The organism is Anaerococcus sp. NML200574 (assembly GCF_026131665.1).
In the GTDB taxonomy this organism is placed as follows: Bacteria; Bacillota; Clostridia; order Tissierellales; family Peptoniphilaceae; genus Anaerococcus; species Anaerococcus kampingae.
In genome coordinates this window covers 147,534-162,950 of record NZ_JAMXSM010000003.1, presented here as the reverse complement: position 1 = coordinate 162,950, position 15,417 = coordinate 147,534, and the positions used below count along the sequence as shown (strand labels likewise).

Genomic DNA, 15,417 nt, shown 5'->3' with positions numbered 1-15,417 from the left:
CAATCATACTAAAAAATCCGTAGAAGTGCATCATGAAAATCACCTTATCCAATGAAACATTTCTTCAAAAAAGTCTGAGAATAGGATGTACTTAAGCCGAATAATTATTGCACAAAATAACAATTTTGTGCAATAATTTGTTTTTGATTAAACTTTGAGTATAATACCTATATAAATATTAATGTGAAGTCATTTTTAAGATTTTTATAAATATTATCAGGAGTAATTATGGAAAAATTTGTTAAACCCCTTATACTTATAGATTACCTAAACTATTTAAAATCCATTAAAGGTCTTTCTGTATCTACCATTAAGGAATATGAATATGATCTTATGATGTTTATCGAATTTGAAATTATAAGAAAAATATATTCTGGAGACAAAGACTCTTACATTAAAAATTTTAATTTTACCAAAATAAATTCCTATATAGATAGTAAGTTTTTCGAACAGATGTCCATGCAAGATTTCTATGCATTCCTCTCTTATCTAGACAATGATAAAAATGATTCAGCTACCACTAGGTCAAGAAAAATTTCAGCTATCAAATCTTTCTATAAATATATGTACAATGAAATTGAAATCATAGATACTAACAACGCCATCAAACTCACAAACCCTAAAATCAGCCAAAGACAACCTGTTTATTTAACTCTTGCAGAGACTGAGGTCTTACTTAACGAAATAAATAAAGAAAAGAATGAATTTTTAAGATCTAGAGATCTTGCTATGGTTTTTACCTTCTTAACCACCGGCATGCGTCTATCAGAGTTAGTAAGTATAGACTTATCTGATGTTAATAAAGATAGTTTCAATATTATAGGAAAAGGGAATAAAGAGCGCACGGTTTATTTAACCAAAAATTGCTTAGACCTCATCAATTCCTATATTATAATTAGGTCTGATTATCTTAAAGACGATAATATAAATGCACTATTTATATCTACTAGGAAAAAGAGAATTTCAAATAGAGCTGTCCAGGCTACAATAGACAAATACCTCAAGAAATCCGGCTTTGACACAAGTATATACTCAACCCATAAGTTAAGACACACCGCTGCAACTCTAATGTATAAGTATGGAGATGTTGACATAAGAGCCCTAAAAGATATTTTAGGACATGTCTCAGTATCTACCACACAAATTTACACCCACCTAGATGATGAAGATCTTAAGAATGCAATTAATAAGAACCCTTTATCTAAACTGAACTTATAATAAAAATCGCCCTTATAAGCAAGAAGCTCTTTGGGCGATAAAATTTATATTAAATTATTATTTTTTAATCTGTTTAAGACTATCTTTAGAGCTAATTTCCCATGATAGTAATTAAGTCCACCTTGCAAATAAGCCATATATGGCTCTCTTAATGGTCCATCTGCTGACAATTCAGATGTGGCACCTTCGACAAAGCCACCTGCTGCCATTATAACCGGATCTTCATATCCAGGCATTGGATAGGCTTCAGGTACAAAGGTTGAATCAACAGTGCAAGCTTCTTGGATTGCCTTGCAGAAAGTTTTAAGTTTGTCTGGGTCTTCTAGCCTTATAGCCAATATTATATCAGACCTTGGATCCTCTAATCTAGGAGTTACATTATAGCCTAATTTAGTAAATACAGATGCAAATAATAATGCTACCTTTATTGATTCTTTCACCACATGAGGGGCAAAATATAAACCTTCTGCAACCAATCTATTTGTTCCAAAACTTAACCCTTCATCCTTACCAATGCCTGGGGCTGTAAGGGTGTTTGAACAATATTCTATGAGATCACTTTTCCCAGTTATATAACCTCCTGTCACCGCTATTCCCCCACCAAGATTTTTAATTAATGATCCTGCTATTATATCAGCGCCAACTTCTATAGGTTCCTTATCTTCAGTAAATTCTCCATAACAATTATCAATAAAAATAATAGCATCTTTGTTGGATATTCTAATCTCATCTATAGCCTTTTTTATCTCTTCTATTGTAAAGGCTCTTCTTTGGCTGTAACCAGTCGATCTTTGAATTAGAATGACCTTAGTCTTATCATCTATTTTATCTTTAATCTCTTCATATTTGATTGATCCATCATCATTTAAGTCAAGTTTATCATACAAGATTCCCTTTTCAAGCAAGGTTCCTTTTTTATTTCCAGCTATACCTATTACTTGCTGCATTGTATCATATGGATCATCAGTTATAGATAAAAGTTTATCACCATAGTTTAATAGTGAAAATAAAACAATAGATAGAGCATGAGTACCTGATACAATAGAGGGTCTTACCAAACTATCCTCAGCCTTAAAGATACTTGAAAAGATATTTTCTATAGTATCCCTACCAGTATCTGCATATCCATAACCTGTGGAAGAGTTAAAATCACTTGTTTGTAAAGCATTCTTATTAAAAGCACTCAGAACCTTAGCTTGGTTAAATTCACTAATAGCCTCGTGCTTTTCAAATATTTCTCTTAATTCTTTCTCTGAGTCTTCTATAATTTTATCAAAAGAATCATCTAAATTATAATTATTGTAAATATCATTATAGTCCATAAACATCCTTTATTATGCTTTCTATTATCATTTCTGCGTCTTCTTTACTAAGTTTGTCCATTAGTATCTCGTGGCAAAATGGATAATTCTTATATCTTTTCATCCATGTTATTTGTCTTTTGGCGTATCGTCTTGTATTTTGAGCGATAGTTTCTATTAACTCATCCTTATTTATTTCTCCATTTATATATGGAAATATTTCCTTGTATCCTATTGCAGACATAGACTGGTTATCAGGTGTAAGATTAAACCTTTCAATCAAATATTTAAATTCTTCAATAAGGCCTTGGTCAATCATTTGCTCAACTCTAATGTTGATTTTTTTATACAATATATCTCTACTCTCGTAATTTAAGAAAAACAAAATAGGGTCTATATCATTATTTAGGACTCTTTCTCCAGTCCTTTGAACTGAAGCCTTTACACCTGTTTCCTTATAAATTTCAAGAGCTCTTATTATTCTATTCCTCTCATTCGGATGATATTTACTTGCACTTTCTGGATCAACCTCCTTTAGTTTCTCAAATAAATAATCATTTCCAAATTCATCTGCTTCAGAATCTAACTTATCTCTTAATTCTTGATTTTTACTAACATTCCCATAATTCATATCAAATAAAATAGAATCTATATAAAATCCAGTTCCACCTGTCATAATCGGGGTAAGACCATTATCATTTAATTTTCTAATAATGTTAAGGGCCTCATTTCTAAAATCTTCAACTGTAAAATTCTCATCTGGATTAACAAGATTTATTAGATGATGATCCACCGTGAAATCATCAACCTTGTTTGTTCCTATATCCATATATCTGTAGACTTGTTGACTATCAGAAGAAATTATTTGGCTGTTTATTTTTCTAGCTAAATTTATAGCTATATCACTCTTTCCACTTGCAGTAGGACCTGTTATTATTATAAGTTTATCTTTCAAAATATTTCTCCAAATCTTTACTTTCTATCATAATTAAAGTAGCTTGTCCATCGTAATTTTTATATGGATTTTCCTCGTCCATAAGCTTTTTATAAAGTGATAAAGCCTCTTCTTCGTTTATTGTGTGGCCTTTTCTAAATGATAAAGCCTTTGCTAATTTTCTAAATTTTTTATATAAAAATTTATTTGAGTCATCATAATCTAGATCTAGCAAATCATAAAAGAAATCTCCATTTTCTGGTAAATCAAATATCAAAGGCATTTCTCTTATTATTAATTTACTATTCGTAATAAAATCTAAATCAAAACCCATATTCTCAAAAAGTTGGACCTTATCTTTAACTCTTTTTACATCATCGACTTTAAGTTCTATGACTATTGGATCTGTGAGAACCTGTTTTGCTATATTCCCTTCTTTAAATTCCCTAATATATTTAGACATCCTAACTTTCTCATCCGCTCTTCTATGATCGAGTATATAGGCTTTACCTTTTTCTTCAAAGATTGAATACCTTGAAAATAAACTTGTCTTATAAGTTGGTATATCGTCTATAAATTTCTCTTCGATAACTTCTTCATGAAAATCATTATTATCTTCTAAATCCCCTAAATCCAATGGTAAAGATTCATCAAAAAAGTTATCAGAATATTCAGTCGAATAATCCCTCGGACTTTCTCTAATTAAATTTTCAACTGGAGAGTATTTGTCAAGTATAGCCTTATAATCACTAAAATCAAGACTTTTATTTTCCTTGGGACTTTCCTGTCTAATGGTTTTTATATCTTTATTTTTTTGAAAAGTCTTATTAATTGAATTAGTTATGAGATCAATAAGTTCTGCCTCGTAGGAGAATTTAACTATTTTTTTATTAGGATGAATATTTACATCTATATTTTTGGGATTGGTATCTATAAATAAGAAGAAGGCTGGGTACCTTCCACTTGGAATCAAGCCTTGATATTGATATTCTATTGCCCAATTTATTTCATCATTTTCAATCAACCTTTTATTTGCAAATATATATTGCATCGATCTGTTTCCACGATAATAGTTTGAGTTTGATATATATGCTTTTATCTTAAAAATATCATTATTATCACTTAATTCTATCAAATTTTCTTCAAGTAAACTATCTAAAAGGTCTGCAATACTTAACTTGAATGATGTATTTGAACTTGATCTAAATTGTAATCTATCATCTTTTATATATTTAAATGATATATCTTGATAACCTATAGCAAAAGCATATAGAAGCTTTGTAATTTTATTTGACTCTGCTAGGTCAGATTTTAAGAATTTTCTCCTTGCAGGCATGTTATAAAATAAATCCTCCACGATAATACTTGTGCCTTTATTTGTTGCTATGGAGCTCTTATTAGTTTCCTTTGCGTAAAATGTTAACTTACTACCTATAGGTGCAAGCTCAGTTTTAGAGATTGCTGTAAGTTTGCTTACAGCTGCTATACTTGGTAGAGCCTCTCCTCTAAAACCTAGAGAGTCAATCCTATATAAATCATCAAAACCAGTAATTTTACTTGTAGCATGTTTTTTAAAGGCAAGTTCCAGCTGATCACTTTCGATGCCAGAACCATCATCAGTAACCCTTATATATGACTTGCCACCATTTCTTATTTCAATGGTTATATTTTTACTATTTGCATCAATCGAATTTTCAACTAGTTCTTTGACAACAGAAAGTGGAGATTCTATTACCTCTCCTGCTGCGATCTTTTCTATTGTATCCTTGTCGAGTCTAATTATGGGCACTATAATTCACCTATTCTTTCTATTAATATGTTAAGTTTATTTAGTGCTTCTAGAGGAGTAAGTTCATTAATATTTATCTCCTCTGATAGATTTCTTAAATCTTCTAATTTTTTATCCTTTATTTCATCAATTGAATTTTTAAGCTCTTTTTGCTTGTCTACCTCGTAGAAATCCTCATTTGATAACCTATTCATTATATTATTTGCATTATCTATTATCTCATCAGGTAACCCGCTTAGTTTAGCGACTTCTATACCATAGGACCTGTCAGATTTTCCCTTACTTATCTTTCTTAAAAACACTAAGTTATTATTTTCTTCAAGTATTTCTATTTTAAGATTTGTTACATTATCAAGTTCATTTTCTAGAATAGTTAATTCATGAAAATGAGTAGCAAAAACAGTTTTAACCTTTTTATGCTTTGACAAGTATTCAACCAAGGCCATAGCAATGCTTAGGCCATCATCAGAGCTTGTTCCCCTTCCAACTTCATCTAATATCACAAATGATCTATCTGTTGAATTTTCTAAAATATTGGAAACTTCATTCATCTCAAGCATAAAAGTAGACTGACCTTTTGATATATTATCGCTTGCTCCAATCCTTGTAAATACCTTATCGCAAATGCCTATTTGGGCCTTACTCGCAGGTACAAACGAACCGATTTGTGCCATTATTATTATAAGGGCTGTTTGTCTCATATATGTCGATTTACCCGCCATATTTGGACCAGTTATTATCTGAATTAAATTATCATCTTGACCTATATCTGTATCATTTGCTATAAATTCATTTTCTTTAAGATTTCGCTCTATTACTGGATGCCTTCCAGATTTTATATTTATTACTGGTTCATCATTTATTATCGGTTTTACATAATTGTATTTTAAAGCAATTTTTGCAAATGAATTTAGAGAGTCAACATTTGCTATAAGTTTTGATAAAGCTTGAAGTCTTGAAGTCGATTCTAATATTTTATCTATAATTTCATTAAACAAGTGGTATTCAAGGGTATTTATCTTATCTTTTCCATTAAGAATTATAGAGCTAATATTTTCCAACTCCTCTGTAGTGTATCTTTCTTGATTTTTTAATGTTTGCTTTCTAATATACGACTTATCAACTTTGTCTGTATTTGCTTTGGTAACCTCAATAGAATAACCATTATTTTTGTTGTAAATAACTTTTAAATTCTTAATTCCAGTTAATTCTCTTTGTTCCTTCTCGTAAGTTAAAAGTCTTTCTTCTGCGCTATTTGATAAATTTTTAAGATCATCTAGGTCTTGGCTATATTTTTCTTTTATAAGATTGCCCTCAGTTATTGTTATAGGCGGCTCAATTACTATTGACTTATCTATTAAATTATAAATATCATCTATATCCGGTAAATTTATACCTAGGGCTGATATTAGCTTATTATTTGAATTTTTTAGTATATCCTTTAATTTAGGTATATCCTTCAATGAATTTTTTAAGGAAATTAAATCTCTTGCATTTGCTCTTTTATAAGAGATTTTAGCAAGTATTCTTTCTAAATCATATATGCTATCAAAAATATTAGACACATTCCTAGATAAAATATTATCCTTATAAAATCCATCCACTAAGTCAAGCCTACGTTGTATCTTATCTCTATCTATTAAGGGTCTTTCTAACCAATCGTGAATTAGCCTAGATCCCATTACTGTATCTGCCTCATCTAACAGGGAGATTAATGTATTTTCCTTGCTGTTGTTATTTAGGTTTCTAGTAAGCTCTAGATTTTTTCTCGTATTAGCTTCTATTTCCATATATTCATTGATCTTTAAAAGTTCAATATTATTAATATGTTCTAATTTTTCATTGTAGTACTTATATATATAGTCAAGTAGATTTGCTAAAGAAATTATTGCAAGTCTCTTATCTGATATCTTTTCTAAATTTTCCTTACCCAAATATTTGACTATGGTTTTTATCCTATTTTCAAAATCACTAGTAAAATTAATGTAATTAAGAAAAATATTGTTATTTAAATTAAAGTATTGTTTTAAATCTTGATTGGAATAATTTGAATTTATAACTAGTTCAGCTGGATTTATCTTTTCAATTTGATCAATCGCTTTTTTACCTAAGCTCTTGCTTAAGGCTTTTATTTCAAGACATACAAGCTTTCCTGTAGATATATCGCAATAAGACATAGCTATACCATATTCATTTTCGAAAATTGATAAAAGATAGTTGTTTTCTTTTCTATCAAGAGACTCTATATCGGTTAAAGTTCCTGGAGTTATTACCTTAGTTATAGCTCTCTTTACAAGGCCCTTAGCCTCTTTTGGATCTTCTACCTGATCACATAAGGCTACCTTATATCCTTTTTTCACAAGTTTATTTACATAAGAATCAACTACATGATGAGGTACACCACACATAGGCGCCCTATCCTCGTGACCACATTCTTTTCCTGTCAAGGTCAAAGACAATACTTTAGCAGTTATTATAGCATCATCAAAAAAAGTTTCATAAAAATCACCTACTCTATAAAGGAGTAAGGCATCTTTAAAATCTTTTTTCATATCTACATAGTGCTTTAACATTGGAGTTAACTTTTCATATTTAAACTTGCTTTTCATCTTATACCTCTCTATTCTACTATACCTCTTAAGAAAAAAGACTCATGAATTATCATGAGCTTAGTTATTGTAAGTTTAAGGTTTTAACATTTGTTATCCAGCTACTTGCACTCTTAGAGTTTGTATCGATTATTGCTAAAGTGCCATATGAAGGATTAAATTCAAGCAGAGGCTGTCCCTCTATTTTATAAACTAAATATATTCTATCTACTTCAAGCGCTACTGACATAGGATATCTTGTTGCACTCCCGTTGGTGTCTTCTATTTCTATAGTTGGTCTATCTCTAAAGTTATAATCTAAGTTTCCTATTAGCTTCTCTAAGGATATACCTTCAATCTCTACTTTTTCTAGACCATTATTAATGTATACTTCAGTCTTGTTCGAGCCTAAAGATTTCAATTCTTTGATCGAAAAAGACTTTAGTTCATCGCCATTTCCCTTTATTATTACAATATTATTATTATATTTTGACATTGTCATATCTTCATACTTTTTCTTAATAAATATGGCAACAAAGACTAGTACTATAGCAAATAATCCCAATAGAAATAGTTTGTATTTATTCTTTTTAAATAATTTATAATACTTATTCATCATCTTCCTGTAGAACCAAATCCGCCTTCATTTCTTTGGCTTGCTGATAAATTTTCTACTTCTTCAATTTCACATCTTAAATAAGGTTGAATTACTAACTGAGCAAGTCTTTCTCCGTTTTTAATAATTTGTTCTTCCTTACCATAATTATAAAAAAACATCATTAATTCTCCCCTATAGTCAGAGTCAATTACACCCAATGTATTGGCGAGCATAAGCTGTCTTTTTACTCCTGTAGATGATCTTGGATAAACTGCACCAAAAAATCCTTCAGGTATCTCTACTTTTAACCCAGTATGTACCTTAACAGTTTCATTAGGTTTAATGGTAATGTCATCCTTAGTCTTACAATATAAGTCAATACCAGCGGCATGTTCTGTAGCATAAGCTGGTACTTGATTGTCTGTTATAATCTTTAATTTCATCCTATCACCTTCCTTATTTAGTATACCAATTTTAGCTCATTTTACAATTGCAAGTATAATAGTGACAAAGGAGATGCTATGAAAAAAATAGAAGAAAGATTTTTAAATTATATAAGTTTTGATACCAAAAGCGACCCAGAAAAAGGAGAAATTCAAAAACCTTCTACAGAAGGCCAATTAGTTTTAGCAAGGCAATTAAAAAAAGAACTTGAAGACCTGGGTCTTGTTGCAGAAATTAATGAAGAAGGTTTTGTATTTTCTGAGATAAAATCCAATTCAGAGAAAGATTTACCAAAAGTTGGTTTCATATCACATATGGATACATCACCAGAAATGTATGGAAAAATTGACAATCCACAAATTATCAAATATGAAGGTGGAGATATAAAACTAAATGAAGAAAAATCTATAAAAGTTGAAGATTTCCCTTACTTAAATGACTTAGTAGGTACTACCCTAATTACAACTAGGGGTGAATCTCTTTTAGGTTCTGATGATAAGGCGGGAATTGCTGCAATAATGCATGCTATTGATTATATTTTAAGTAACCCTGATATTAAACATGGTGATATAAAAATCGCCTTTACTCCAGATGAAGAAATAGGTACTGGTTGTGATTCTTTTGATGTAGAAAAGTTTGGAGCTGATTTTGCCTATACTATTGATGGTGGAATTTTAGGTGAATTAGAATACGAATCATTTAATGCTGCAGACGCAAAAATTACTATAAGAGGTAAATCTATACATCCTGGTTCTGCTAAAAACACTATGATTAACTCTATAAGCGTTGCAAATGAATTTGATAGACTATTAGGTGATGTTAGACGTCCTGAGCATACTGAAGGATATGAGGGCTTCTTCCATTTATTAGATATAAAGGGTGAAACAGAAATTACTAAACTGCACTATATTATTCGTGATCACGATAGAGATACTTTTGAAAAAATGAAGGAAGAAATTAAAGATAATGCTTCTTACCTAAACAAGAAATATGGTAATATTATCGATGTAAATCTATCAGACTCTTATTATAATATGGGTGATGTTATAAAAAATCATATGGATATAGTAGATATTGCTAAAAATGCCATGGAAAATCTAGATATCATTCCACTTGTTAGTCCAATAAGAGGCGGTACGGATGGATCTAAACTTTCTTTTATGGGACTACCAACACCTAATATTTTCACTGGTGGCATGAATTTTCACGGCATTTATGAGCTTATACCAATTGAACATATGCAAAAAGCAAGTGATGTTATAGTCGAAATTATTAAATTAATAGAGAAGTCATATTAGGAAAATGATTGTAAAATTTTCTTAAATGTGTTATCATATTAATATAAGAATGCTTAATGTAGATAAAAAAGGAGATATTATGGCAGATAACAAAGTTACAAATGACAACCAATACAAAGGCAACAAAGAACTAGATAAAAAAGTTAGAGAAGAAAACAAAGAAACCGGTGGTGAATCTTTAGATAAAAAACTAAGTCCTGACCAAGAAAATCTTAGATCAATTTCTGATGAAGCTGATGAAAATTCAAACGTTGGTGTTGAAGCAAGAAGAACAAGAGCAGATTTTTCAGAAAATCCTTCTGAAGATTAATAGCGGATACTTATTATTAAAAAGACGAGGAAACAAAACCTCGTCTTTTTTAATGTTTATATGAAAATTATCTTATTTTTCTATCTCTTTTCTTAAAATATCTCCTACTTCTAAAGGTAAGTCGATTTTAATTCTAATTAACTGTTTTGGCTTGTTTGCAACTTCAATTTCTTCGCCATTTTCATCTTCCATATAATCAATTTCAAAATCATAGAAATCCTTACTATTACCAAATATTTCTATATGATCACCTTTGAAAAACCTATTTCTTTGTTCAATTGTTGCAATTTTAGTATCCTTATCATAAGCTTTGACAAGACCTATAAAATCATAATTTCTTATATAAGAAGATGTACCATAAATTTGATCATTTTCATCTGGTTTATTATAGAAAAATCCTTTAGTGAAGTGCCTATGGCTTGCTTTGTTTATTTCTTTAAAATATTTTTCTGCTAATTCTTTTGAAAAATTGCCATCATAATATGCATCAATTACCTGTCTATATGACCTAATTACGGTTGCAACATAAAAAGGCGTCTTCATTCTTCCTTCTATTTTAAAGCTATCTATACCAGCTTCTATTAATTTATCTACTTCCTCAATTAGGCATAGGTCTTTAGAATTCATGATAAAAGTACCACCATTACCATCTTCTTCTATTGGATAATATTCACCAGGTCTGGTTTCTTCTTGAAGAGAGTATTTCCACCTACATGGTTGGGCGCAATCTCCCCTATTAGCATCTCTTCCAGTCATATATGATGATAATAAGCATCTTCCCGAATAAGATATACACATTGCCCCATGTATGAAACATTCAATTTCCATATCTTTTGGAGTATTCGCTCTAATCTCAGTTATTTCTTTTAAAGATAGTTCTCTAGCTAAAATTACTCTTTTAGCACCCATTTCGTACCAAAAATTAACAGTAGCTGAGTTTGTTACAGAAGCCTGGGTTGAAATGTGTAAATCAATATCTGTATGTTTTTTAGCTAAATTAAATATACCTGGGTCAGATATTATTAAGGCATCAATACCGATTGTATTTAAGTGTTCAAGGTATTGGACAATACCTGTCATATCACCATCATGGGGCATTATATTCATAGTAACATGCACTCTGACATTCTTAGAATGAGCATATTCTACAGCTTTTTTTAATTCTTCATCATTAAAGTTTTTTGCATTTGCCCTTAAACCAAAGTTATCTCCGGCAAGATAAACTGCATCCGCCCCAAATTTTATAGCAGTCTGTAGTTTTTCAAAATCTCCCGCGGGGGCAAGTAGTTCTACTTTTTTATTTTCCATTTTATCTCCTTACGCTGATTGTAAGTCCATCACCTATGGGGATAATTGAACTTATGAAATCCTCGTTATTTGTTATATAGGCTAAAAATTTTCTTAAATTTTTAACTAAAGTTATCTTTCGTTTTTCTATCAGATCATCATTACAAACTTCACCTCTAAAAAGTACATTATCTGCAACAATGATCCCTCCCTCATTTAATAATTTGCTTGTTATTTTAAAATAGTCTAGGTATCTAGACTTATTAGCATCTATGAAAACAAAATCAAAGCCTTGATCAATACTTCTCAAGGCTTTCATAGCATCATTATTTATCAAGTTGATGCTTGTTTTATATTTCTTAAAATTATTATTTGCTATTTTTGCAGTCTCTTCATCTATTTCTATTGTTGTAATCTGTGCATCAGAATACTTAGAAAATATTAAGGAAGAATATCCTATAGCTGTACCTATTTCAAGTATTTTTTTAGGCTTAGCAATTTTTATTAGACTTACCAGTAATTCTTTTGTCTGGCTATTCATAATAGGAACTCTATTTTCCTTGGCATATTTTCTTAATTCAATAAAATCTACATCTTCAAGCAAATCTTCTATAAATTGGGAGCTGTATTTATAGTTAATATTTCCCATTTTCTATTCCAGATATTACGGGTAATATCATTGGATCCCTACCTAGTTCATTGTAAATATATGATTTTAGGTCTTCTCTAATCTGATATTTTATTTGACTTAAGGCCTTAATATCGTCTTTTTTACATTTGTCTATAGATCTTAACACGATATCTCTTGCATTTTCGATTATATCTTGGTTTTCTTTTACATAAACAAAACCACGTGATACTATCTCAGGTCCTGCCAGTAATTCTTGTGTATGTTTATCAAAGGTTATGGATACAACCATTAGCCCATCTTCAGATAGATGCTTTCTATCTTTCAATACAATATTTCCAACATCACCTATACCTGATCCGTCAACAAGTACATTTCCTGCTTGAACCTTACCTTTTATTTGGGCAGATTTTTTACTAAATTCGATTACATCCCCATTTTCAACTATAAAGATGTTCTCCCTTGGTTGGCCCATATCTACTGCGATATCAGCATGTTTTTTAAGCATTCTTATCTCACCGTGAGCAGGGATTAAATACTTTGGTGTAACTAACTGGTACATAAGTTTAATTTCTTCTTGGCAAGCGTGCCCAGATGCATGGACTTGAGCTAGAGAAGAATATATTATCTTACACCCAATTTTTGTAAGGTTGTTAATTGTTGTATTAATTGCCATCTCATTGCCTGGAATAGGTGATGAAGATAGAATAACTGTGTCAGTTTCGTTTAAACTAATCTGTCTGTGTTCTTTATTTGCCATTCTTGTTAGGGCACTGAGAGGTTCACCTTGGGTTCCTGTAGATAGGATTACAAGCTCATCATCAGCATATTTTTTAATTGCTTTCATATCTATTAAGGTGTTCTTTTTAATCTTAAGGAAACCTAACTCAGTTGCAATCTTGACGTTATTTAACATTGACCTACCTGATAGGGCAACTTTTCTATTGTATTTTTCTGCTGCTGTAATGATTTGTTGGACTCTGTGAAGGTTTGATGCAAAGGTAGCCACTATAATTCTTGACTTAGCTTGGCCAAATATTTTTATAAAGGTTTCTCCTACTGTCTTTTCACTTACAGAAAATCCTTCTCTTTCAACATTTGTTGAGTCAGCAAATAGGGCTAATACACCTTTTCTTCCAAGTTCAGCAAGCCTTTGTATATCTGTTGGATCGTTATCAATTGGAGTGAAATCCATCTTGAAGTCCCCTGTAAAGATTACTGTTCCTACTGGTGACTTAACAGCTATAGCGCAAGCATCTGGTATAGAGTGACTTACTCTTATAAATTCTACACTTAGGCTTCCTGCCTTAACTGTATTATTTACATTTACCATTTTAATCTTGTTTGTATTTAAGCCGTGCTCTTTAAATTTGTTTCCTAAAAGTCCTTTAGTCAACTTAGAACAATAGACATTTGTATCAACATTTTTAAGAAAGTATGGGATTGCACCTATATGGTCTTCGTGACCATGGGTTACAAATATACCTCGTAATTTATTTTTATTTTCTTCTACATAGGTAAAGTCTGGAATAACTATGTCAACACCTAACATTTCGCTGTCTGGGAATGTTAGACCGCAGTCAATCATAATCATGTCATTTCCATATTCTACCACTGTGCAGTTTTTTCCTATTTCGTGTAATCCCCCCATTGGGATTATTCTTAATTTCTTTTCATTTGTCATTATTTCTCCTCATTTTTCTGACAATCGGAACATACTCCATAAATCCTCAAAGAATAATAAGACAAATCAAAGTCATAATTTTCTTTCAATGAGTTTTTTACTTCATCCACGGATAAAAACTCATCTTCTAATATTTTCCCACATTTTGTACAAATGATATGATCATGGTGATCACTTTCTGGGTCTATTAATTCATAAGTATAAGCTTGGTCGGTAAATTCTTGTTTATTAACTATACCCAACTCTTCAAATATATTTAAAGTTCTATAAATAGTTGCAATTCCAACCTGCTTATGGTCTTGATGAACAATAGAGAAAAGTTCTTCGGGTGTTAAATGCTTTTGTGAAGAATTTTTCAAAACAGTAAATATCAGCTGTCTTTGTTTAGTAAATTTTTGGTTGTTATTCTCAAAAATCTTCTTTACTTGTTCAATGTTCATTAATTTCTCTTTTCATCTCTTCATAAAATTCAATTATTTCATTTAATTGATTCTGATCTTCTATGGATTTAAATATAACTTCATCAGCTTCATTTATTACTTCTACAATTAATATCATATCGTCTATTGGATTTTTTAAAGCTGCATAATTATTATCATCAATTCCGAAAGTGTCTTCTATATTAAATTCAACTTCATTATTATTTTCATCCAGTAAAAAGATGCTATCCATTATTTCTCCTATCCAAATAGCTTTGTAAGATAAAGCTAGCAGCGATTTTATCAATATGTTTCTTTCTATTCTCACGTCTTACAGACATATCAATAAGAACTGCCTCAGATTCTAACGTTGTCATTCTTTCATCTTGATATATTATCTCTATATCTAATCTTTTCTTGATAAGATCAACAAAGCTTATAACTCGCATAGCCTGAGGGCCAATAGTATTGTTCATATTTTTAGGAAGTCCTACTATTAACGTAGAAACTTCATTTTCGTTAACAAGCTCTTCTATCCTATCGATATCGAATTTTACTTTTGTTCTTTTTATTGTTTCTAATGGTTGGCTAGTAATAAGCATTGGGTCACTTAGAGCAATCCCAATGGTCTTATCTCCAACATCTAAAGCCATTATTCTAGTCATTGATGTAATTATTCAATAATTCTTCTAATATCTTATCTCTATCAACTGCTCTAATAAGCTTTCTAGCGCCGTTGTGTGCTGTTATATAAGTAGGATCACCAGATAATAGGTATCCAACTATTTGAGAATTTGGCTTATAACCCTTTTCTTCAAGAGCTTTATATACTGTAGTTAATATTTCTCTAATATCATTTTTCTCTACATCTTCTCTCTTAAAGAGCATAGTTTCATTAAACTTATTATTATCAGTCATA

16 protein-coding genes are annotated in these 15,417 nt (G+C 30.6%); 3 read left to right on the top strand and 13 right to left on the bottom strand.

Features of this window, described 5'->3' with window-relative positions:
• Positions 1–228: 228 nt before the first annotated feature.
• Positions 229–1,218, top strand: a complete 990-nt coding sequence (locus NH286_RS02725) for a tyrosine recombinase XerC (RefSeq protein WP_106460260.1) — start codon at positions 229–231, stop codon at positions 1,216–1,218.
• A gap of 44 nt (positions 1,219–1,262) precedes the next feature.
• Here the strand turns inward: NH286_RS02725 and NH286_RS02720 are convergent, their stop codons facing one another.
• From NH286_RS02720 to dut, 6 genes are all read right to left on the bottom strand, one after another.
• The gene (locus NH286_RS02720) at positions 1,263–2,540 is read right to left on the bottom strand and encodes an aminotransferase class I/II-fold pyridoxal phosphate-dependent enzyme (RefSeq protein WP_106460259.1); all 1,278 of its coding nucleotides are present in this window, start codon (positions 2,538–2,540) and stop codon (positions 1,263–1,265) included.
• Positions 2,530–3,474, bottom strand: coding sequence for a tRNA (adenosine(37)-N6)-dimethylallyltransferase MiaA (gene miaA, locus NH286_RS02715; protein ID WP_106460258.1), 945 nt, complete (start codon positions 3,472–3,474; stop codon positions 2,530–2,532). The genes NH286_RS02720 and miaA overlap by 11 nt, the downstream gene beginning before the upstream one ends.
• Complete coding sequence (gene mutL / locus NH286_RS02710) at positions 3,464–5,242, bottom strand: DNA mismatch repair endonuclease MutL (protein WP_265236651.1); 1,779 nt, start codon at positions 5,240–5,242, stop codon at positions 3,464–3,466. Before mutL ends, miaA begins: the two co-directional genes overlap by 11 nt.
• Positions 5,242–7,851 carry a DNA mismatch repair protein MutS gene (gene mutS, locus NH286_RS02705; RefSeq protein WP_265236649.1) on the bottom strand — a complete coding sequence of 870 codons (2,610 nt, stop codon included), beginning with the start codon at positions 7,849–7,851 and terminating at the stop codon, positions 5,242–5,244. Before mutS ends, mutL begins: the two co-directional genes overlap by 1 nt.
• A 64-nt stretch (positions 7,852–7,915) precedes the next feature.
• Positions 7,916–8,446: a hypothetical protein gene (locus NH286_RS02700; protein WP_106460255.1), complete on the bottom strand. Its 531-nt coding sequence runs from the start codon at positions 8,444–8,446 to the stop codon at positions 7,916–7,918.
• Positions 8,446–8,871: a dUTP diphosphatase gene (gene dut, locus NH286_RS02695; RefSeq protein WP_265213207.1), complete on the bottom strand. Its 426-nt coding sequence runs from the start codon at positions 8,869–8,871 to the stop codon at positions 8,446–8,448. The genes NH286_RS02700 and dut overlap by 1 nt, the downstream gene beginning before the upstream one ends.
• 78 nt (positions 8,872–8,949) lie before the next feature.
• Between dut and pepT the strand changes: the two genes are divergently transcribed.
• A complete protein-coding gene (pepT, locus tag NH286_RS02690) occupies positions 8,950–10,170 on the top strand; it encodes a peptidase T (protein ID WP_265236632.1) in 1,221 nt (406 codons plus the stop codon).
• Positions 10,171–10,249: 79 nt separating this feature from the next.
• Positions 10,250–10,480 carry an elastin-binding protein EbpS gene (locus tag NH286_RS02685; protein ID WP_265213204.1) on the top strand — a complete coding sequence of 77 codons (231 nt, stop codon included), beginning with the start codon at positions 10,250–10,252 and terminating at the stop codon, positions 10,478–10,480.
• Between the two features lie 72 nt (positions 10,481–10,552).
• On the opposite strand, the gene NH286_RS02680 is transcribed toward NH286_RS02685, so the two are convergent.
• The 7 genes from NH286_RS02680 to NH286_RS02650 are packed head-to-tail and all read right to left on the bottom strand — an operon-like array spanning position 10,553 to position 15,416.
• Positions 10,553–11,788: a peptidase U32 family protein gene (locus NH286_RS02680; RefSeq protein WP_265213202.1), complete on the bottom strand. Its 1,236-nt coding sequence runs from the start codon at positions 11,786–11,788 to the stop codon at positions 10,553–10,555.
• Between the two features lies 1 nt (position 11,789).
• Positions 11,790–12,416: an O-methyltransferase gene (locus tag NH286_RS02675; protein WP_265213201.1), complete on the bottom strand. Its 627-nt coding sequence runs from the start codon at positions 12,414–12,416 to the stop codon at positions 11,790–11,792.
• Positions 12,403–14,079 carry a ribonuclease J gene (locus tag NH286_RS02670; protein WP_265213199.1) on the bottom strand — a complete coding sequence of 559 codons (1,677 nt, stop codon included), beginning with the start codon at positions 14,077–14,079 and terminating at the stop codon, positions 12,403–12,405. Before NH286_RS02670 ends, NH286_RS02675 begins: the two co-directional genes overlap by 14 nt.
• Complete coding sequence (locus NH286_RS02665) at positions 14,079–14,519, bottom strand: Fur family transcriptional regulator (protein ID WP_106460248.1); 441 nt, start codon at positions 14,517–14,519, stop codon at positions 14,079–14,081. The genes NH286_RS02670 and NH286_RS02665 overlap by 1 nt, the downstream gene beginning before the upstream one ends.
• Entirely contained in the window at positions 14,509–14,751 is a 243-nt protein-coding gene (locus tag NH286_RS02660) for a DUF1292 domain-containing protein (RefSeq protein WP_265213196.1), read from the bottom strand. The genes NH286_RS02665 and NH286_RS02660 overlap by 11 nt, the downstream gene beginning before the upstream one ends.
• Positions 14,744–15,163: a Holliday junction resolvase RuvX gene (gene ruvX, locus NH286_RS02655; protein WP_265213194.1), complete on the bottom strand. Its 420-nt coding sequence runs from the start codon at positions 15,161–15,163 to the stop codon at positions 14,744–14,746. Before ruvX ends, NH286_RS02660 begins: the two co-directional genes overlap by 8 nt.
• On the bottom strand, positions 15,156–15,416 hold the full coding sequence (locus tag NH286_RS02650; RefSeq protein WP_106460245.1) for an IreB family regulatory phosphoprotein: 261 nt from the start codon (positions 15,414–15,416) through the stop codon (positions 15,156–15,158). Before NH286_RS02650 ends, ruvX begins: the two co-directional genes overlap by 8 nt.
• Position 15,417: the final 1 nt, after the last annotated feature.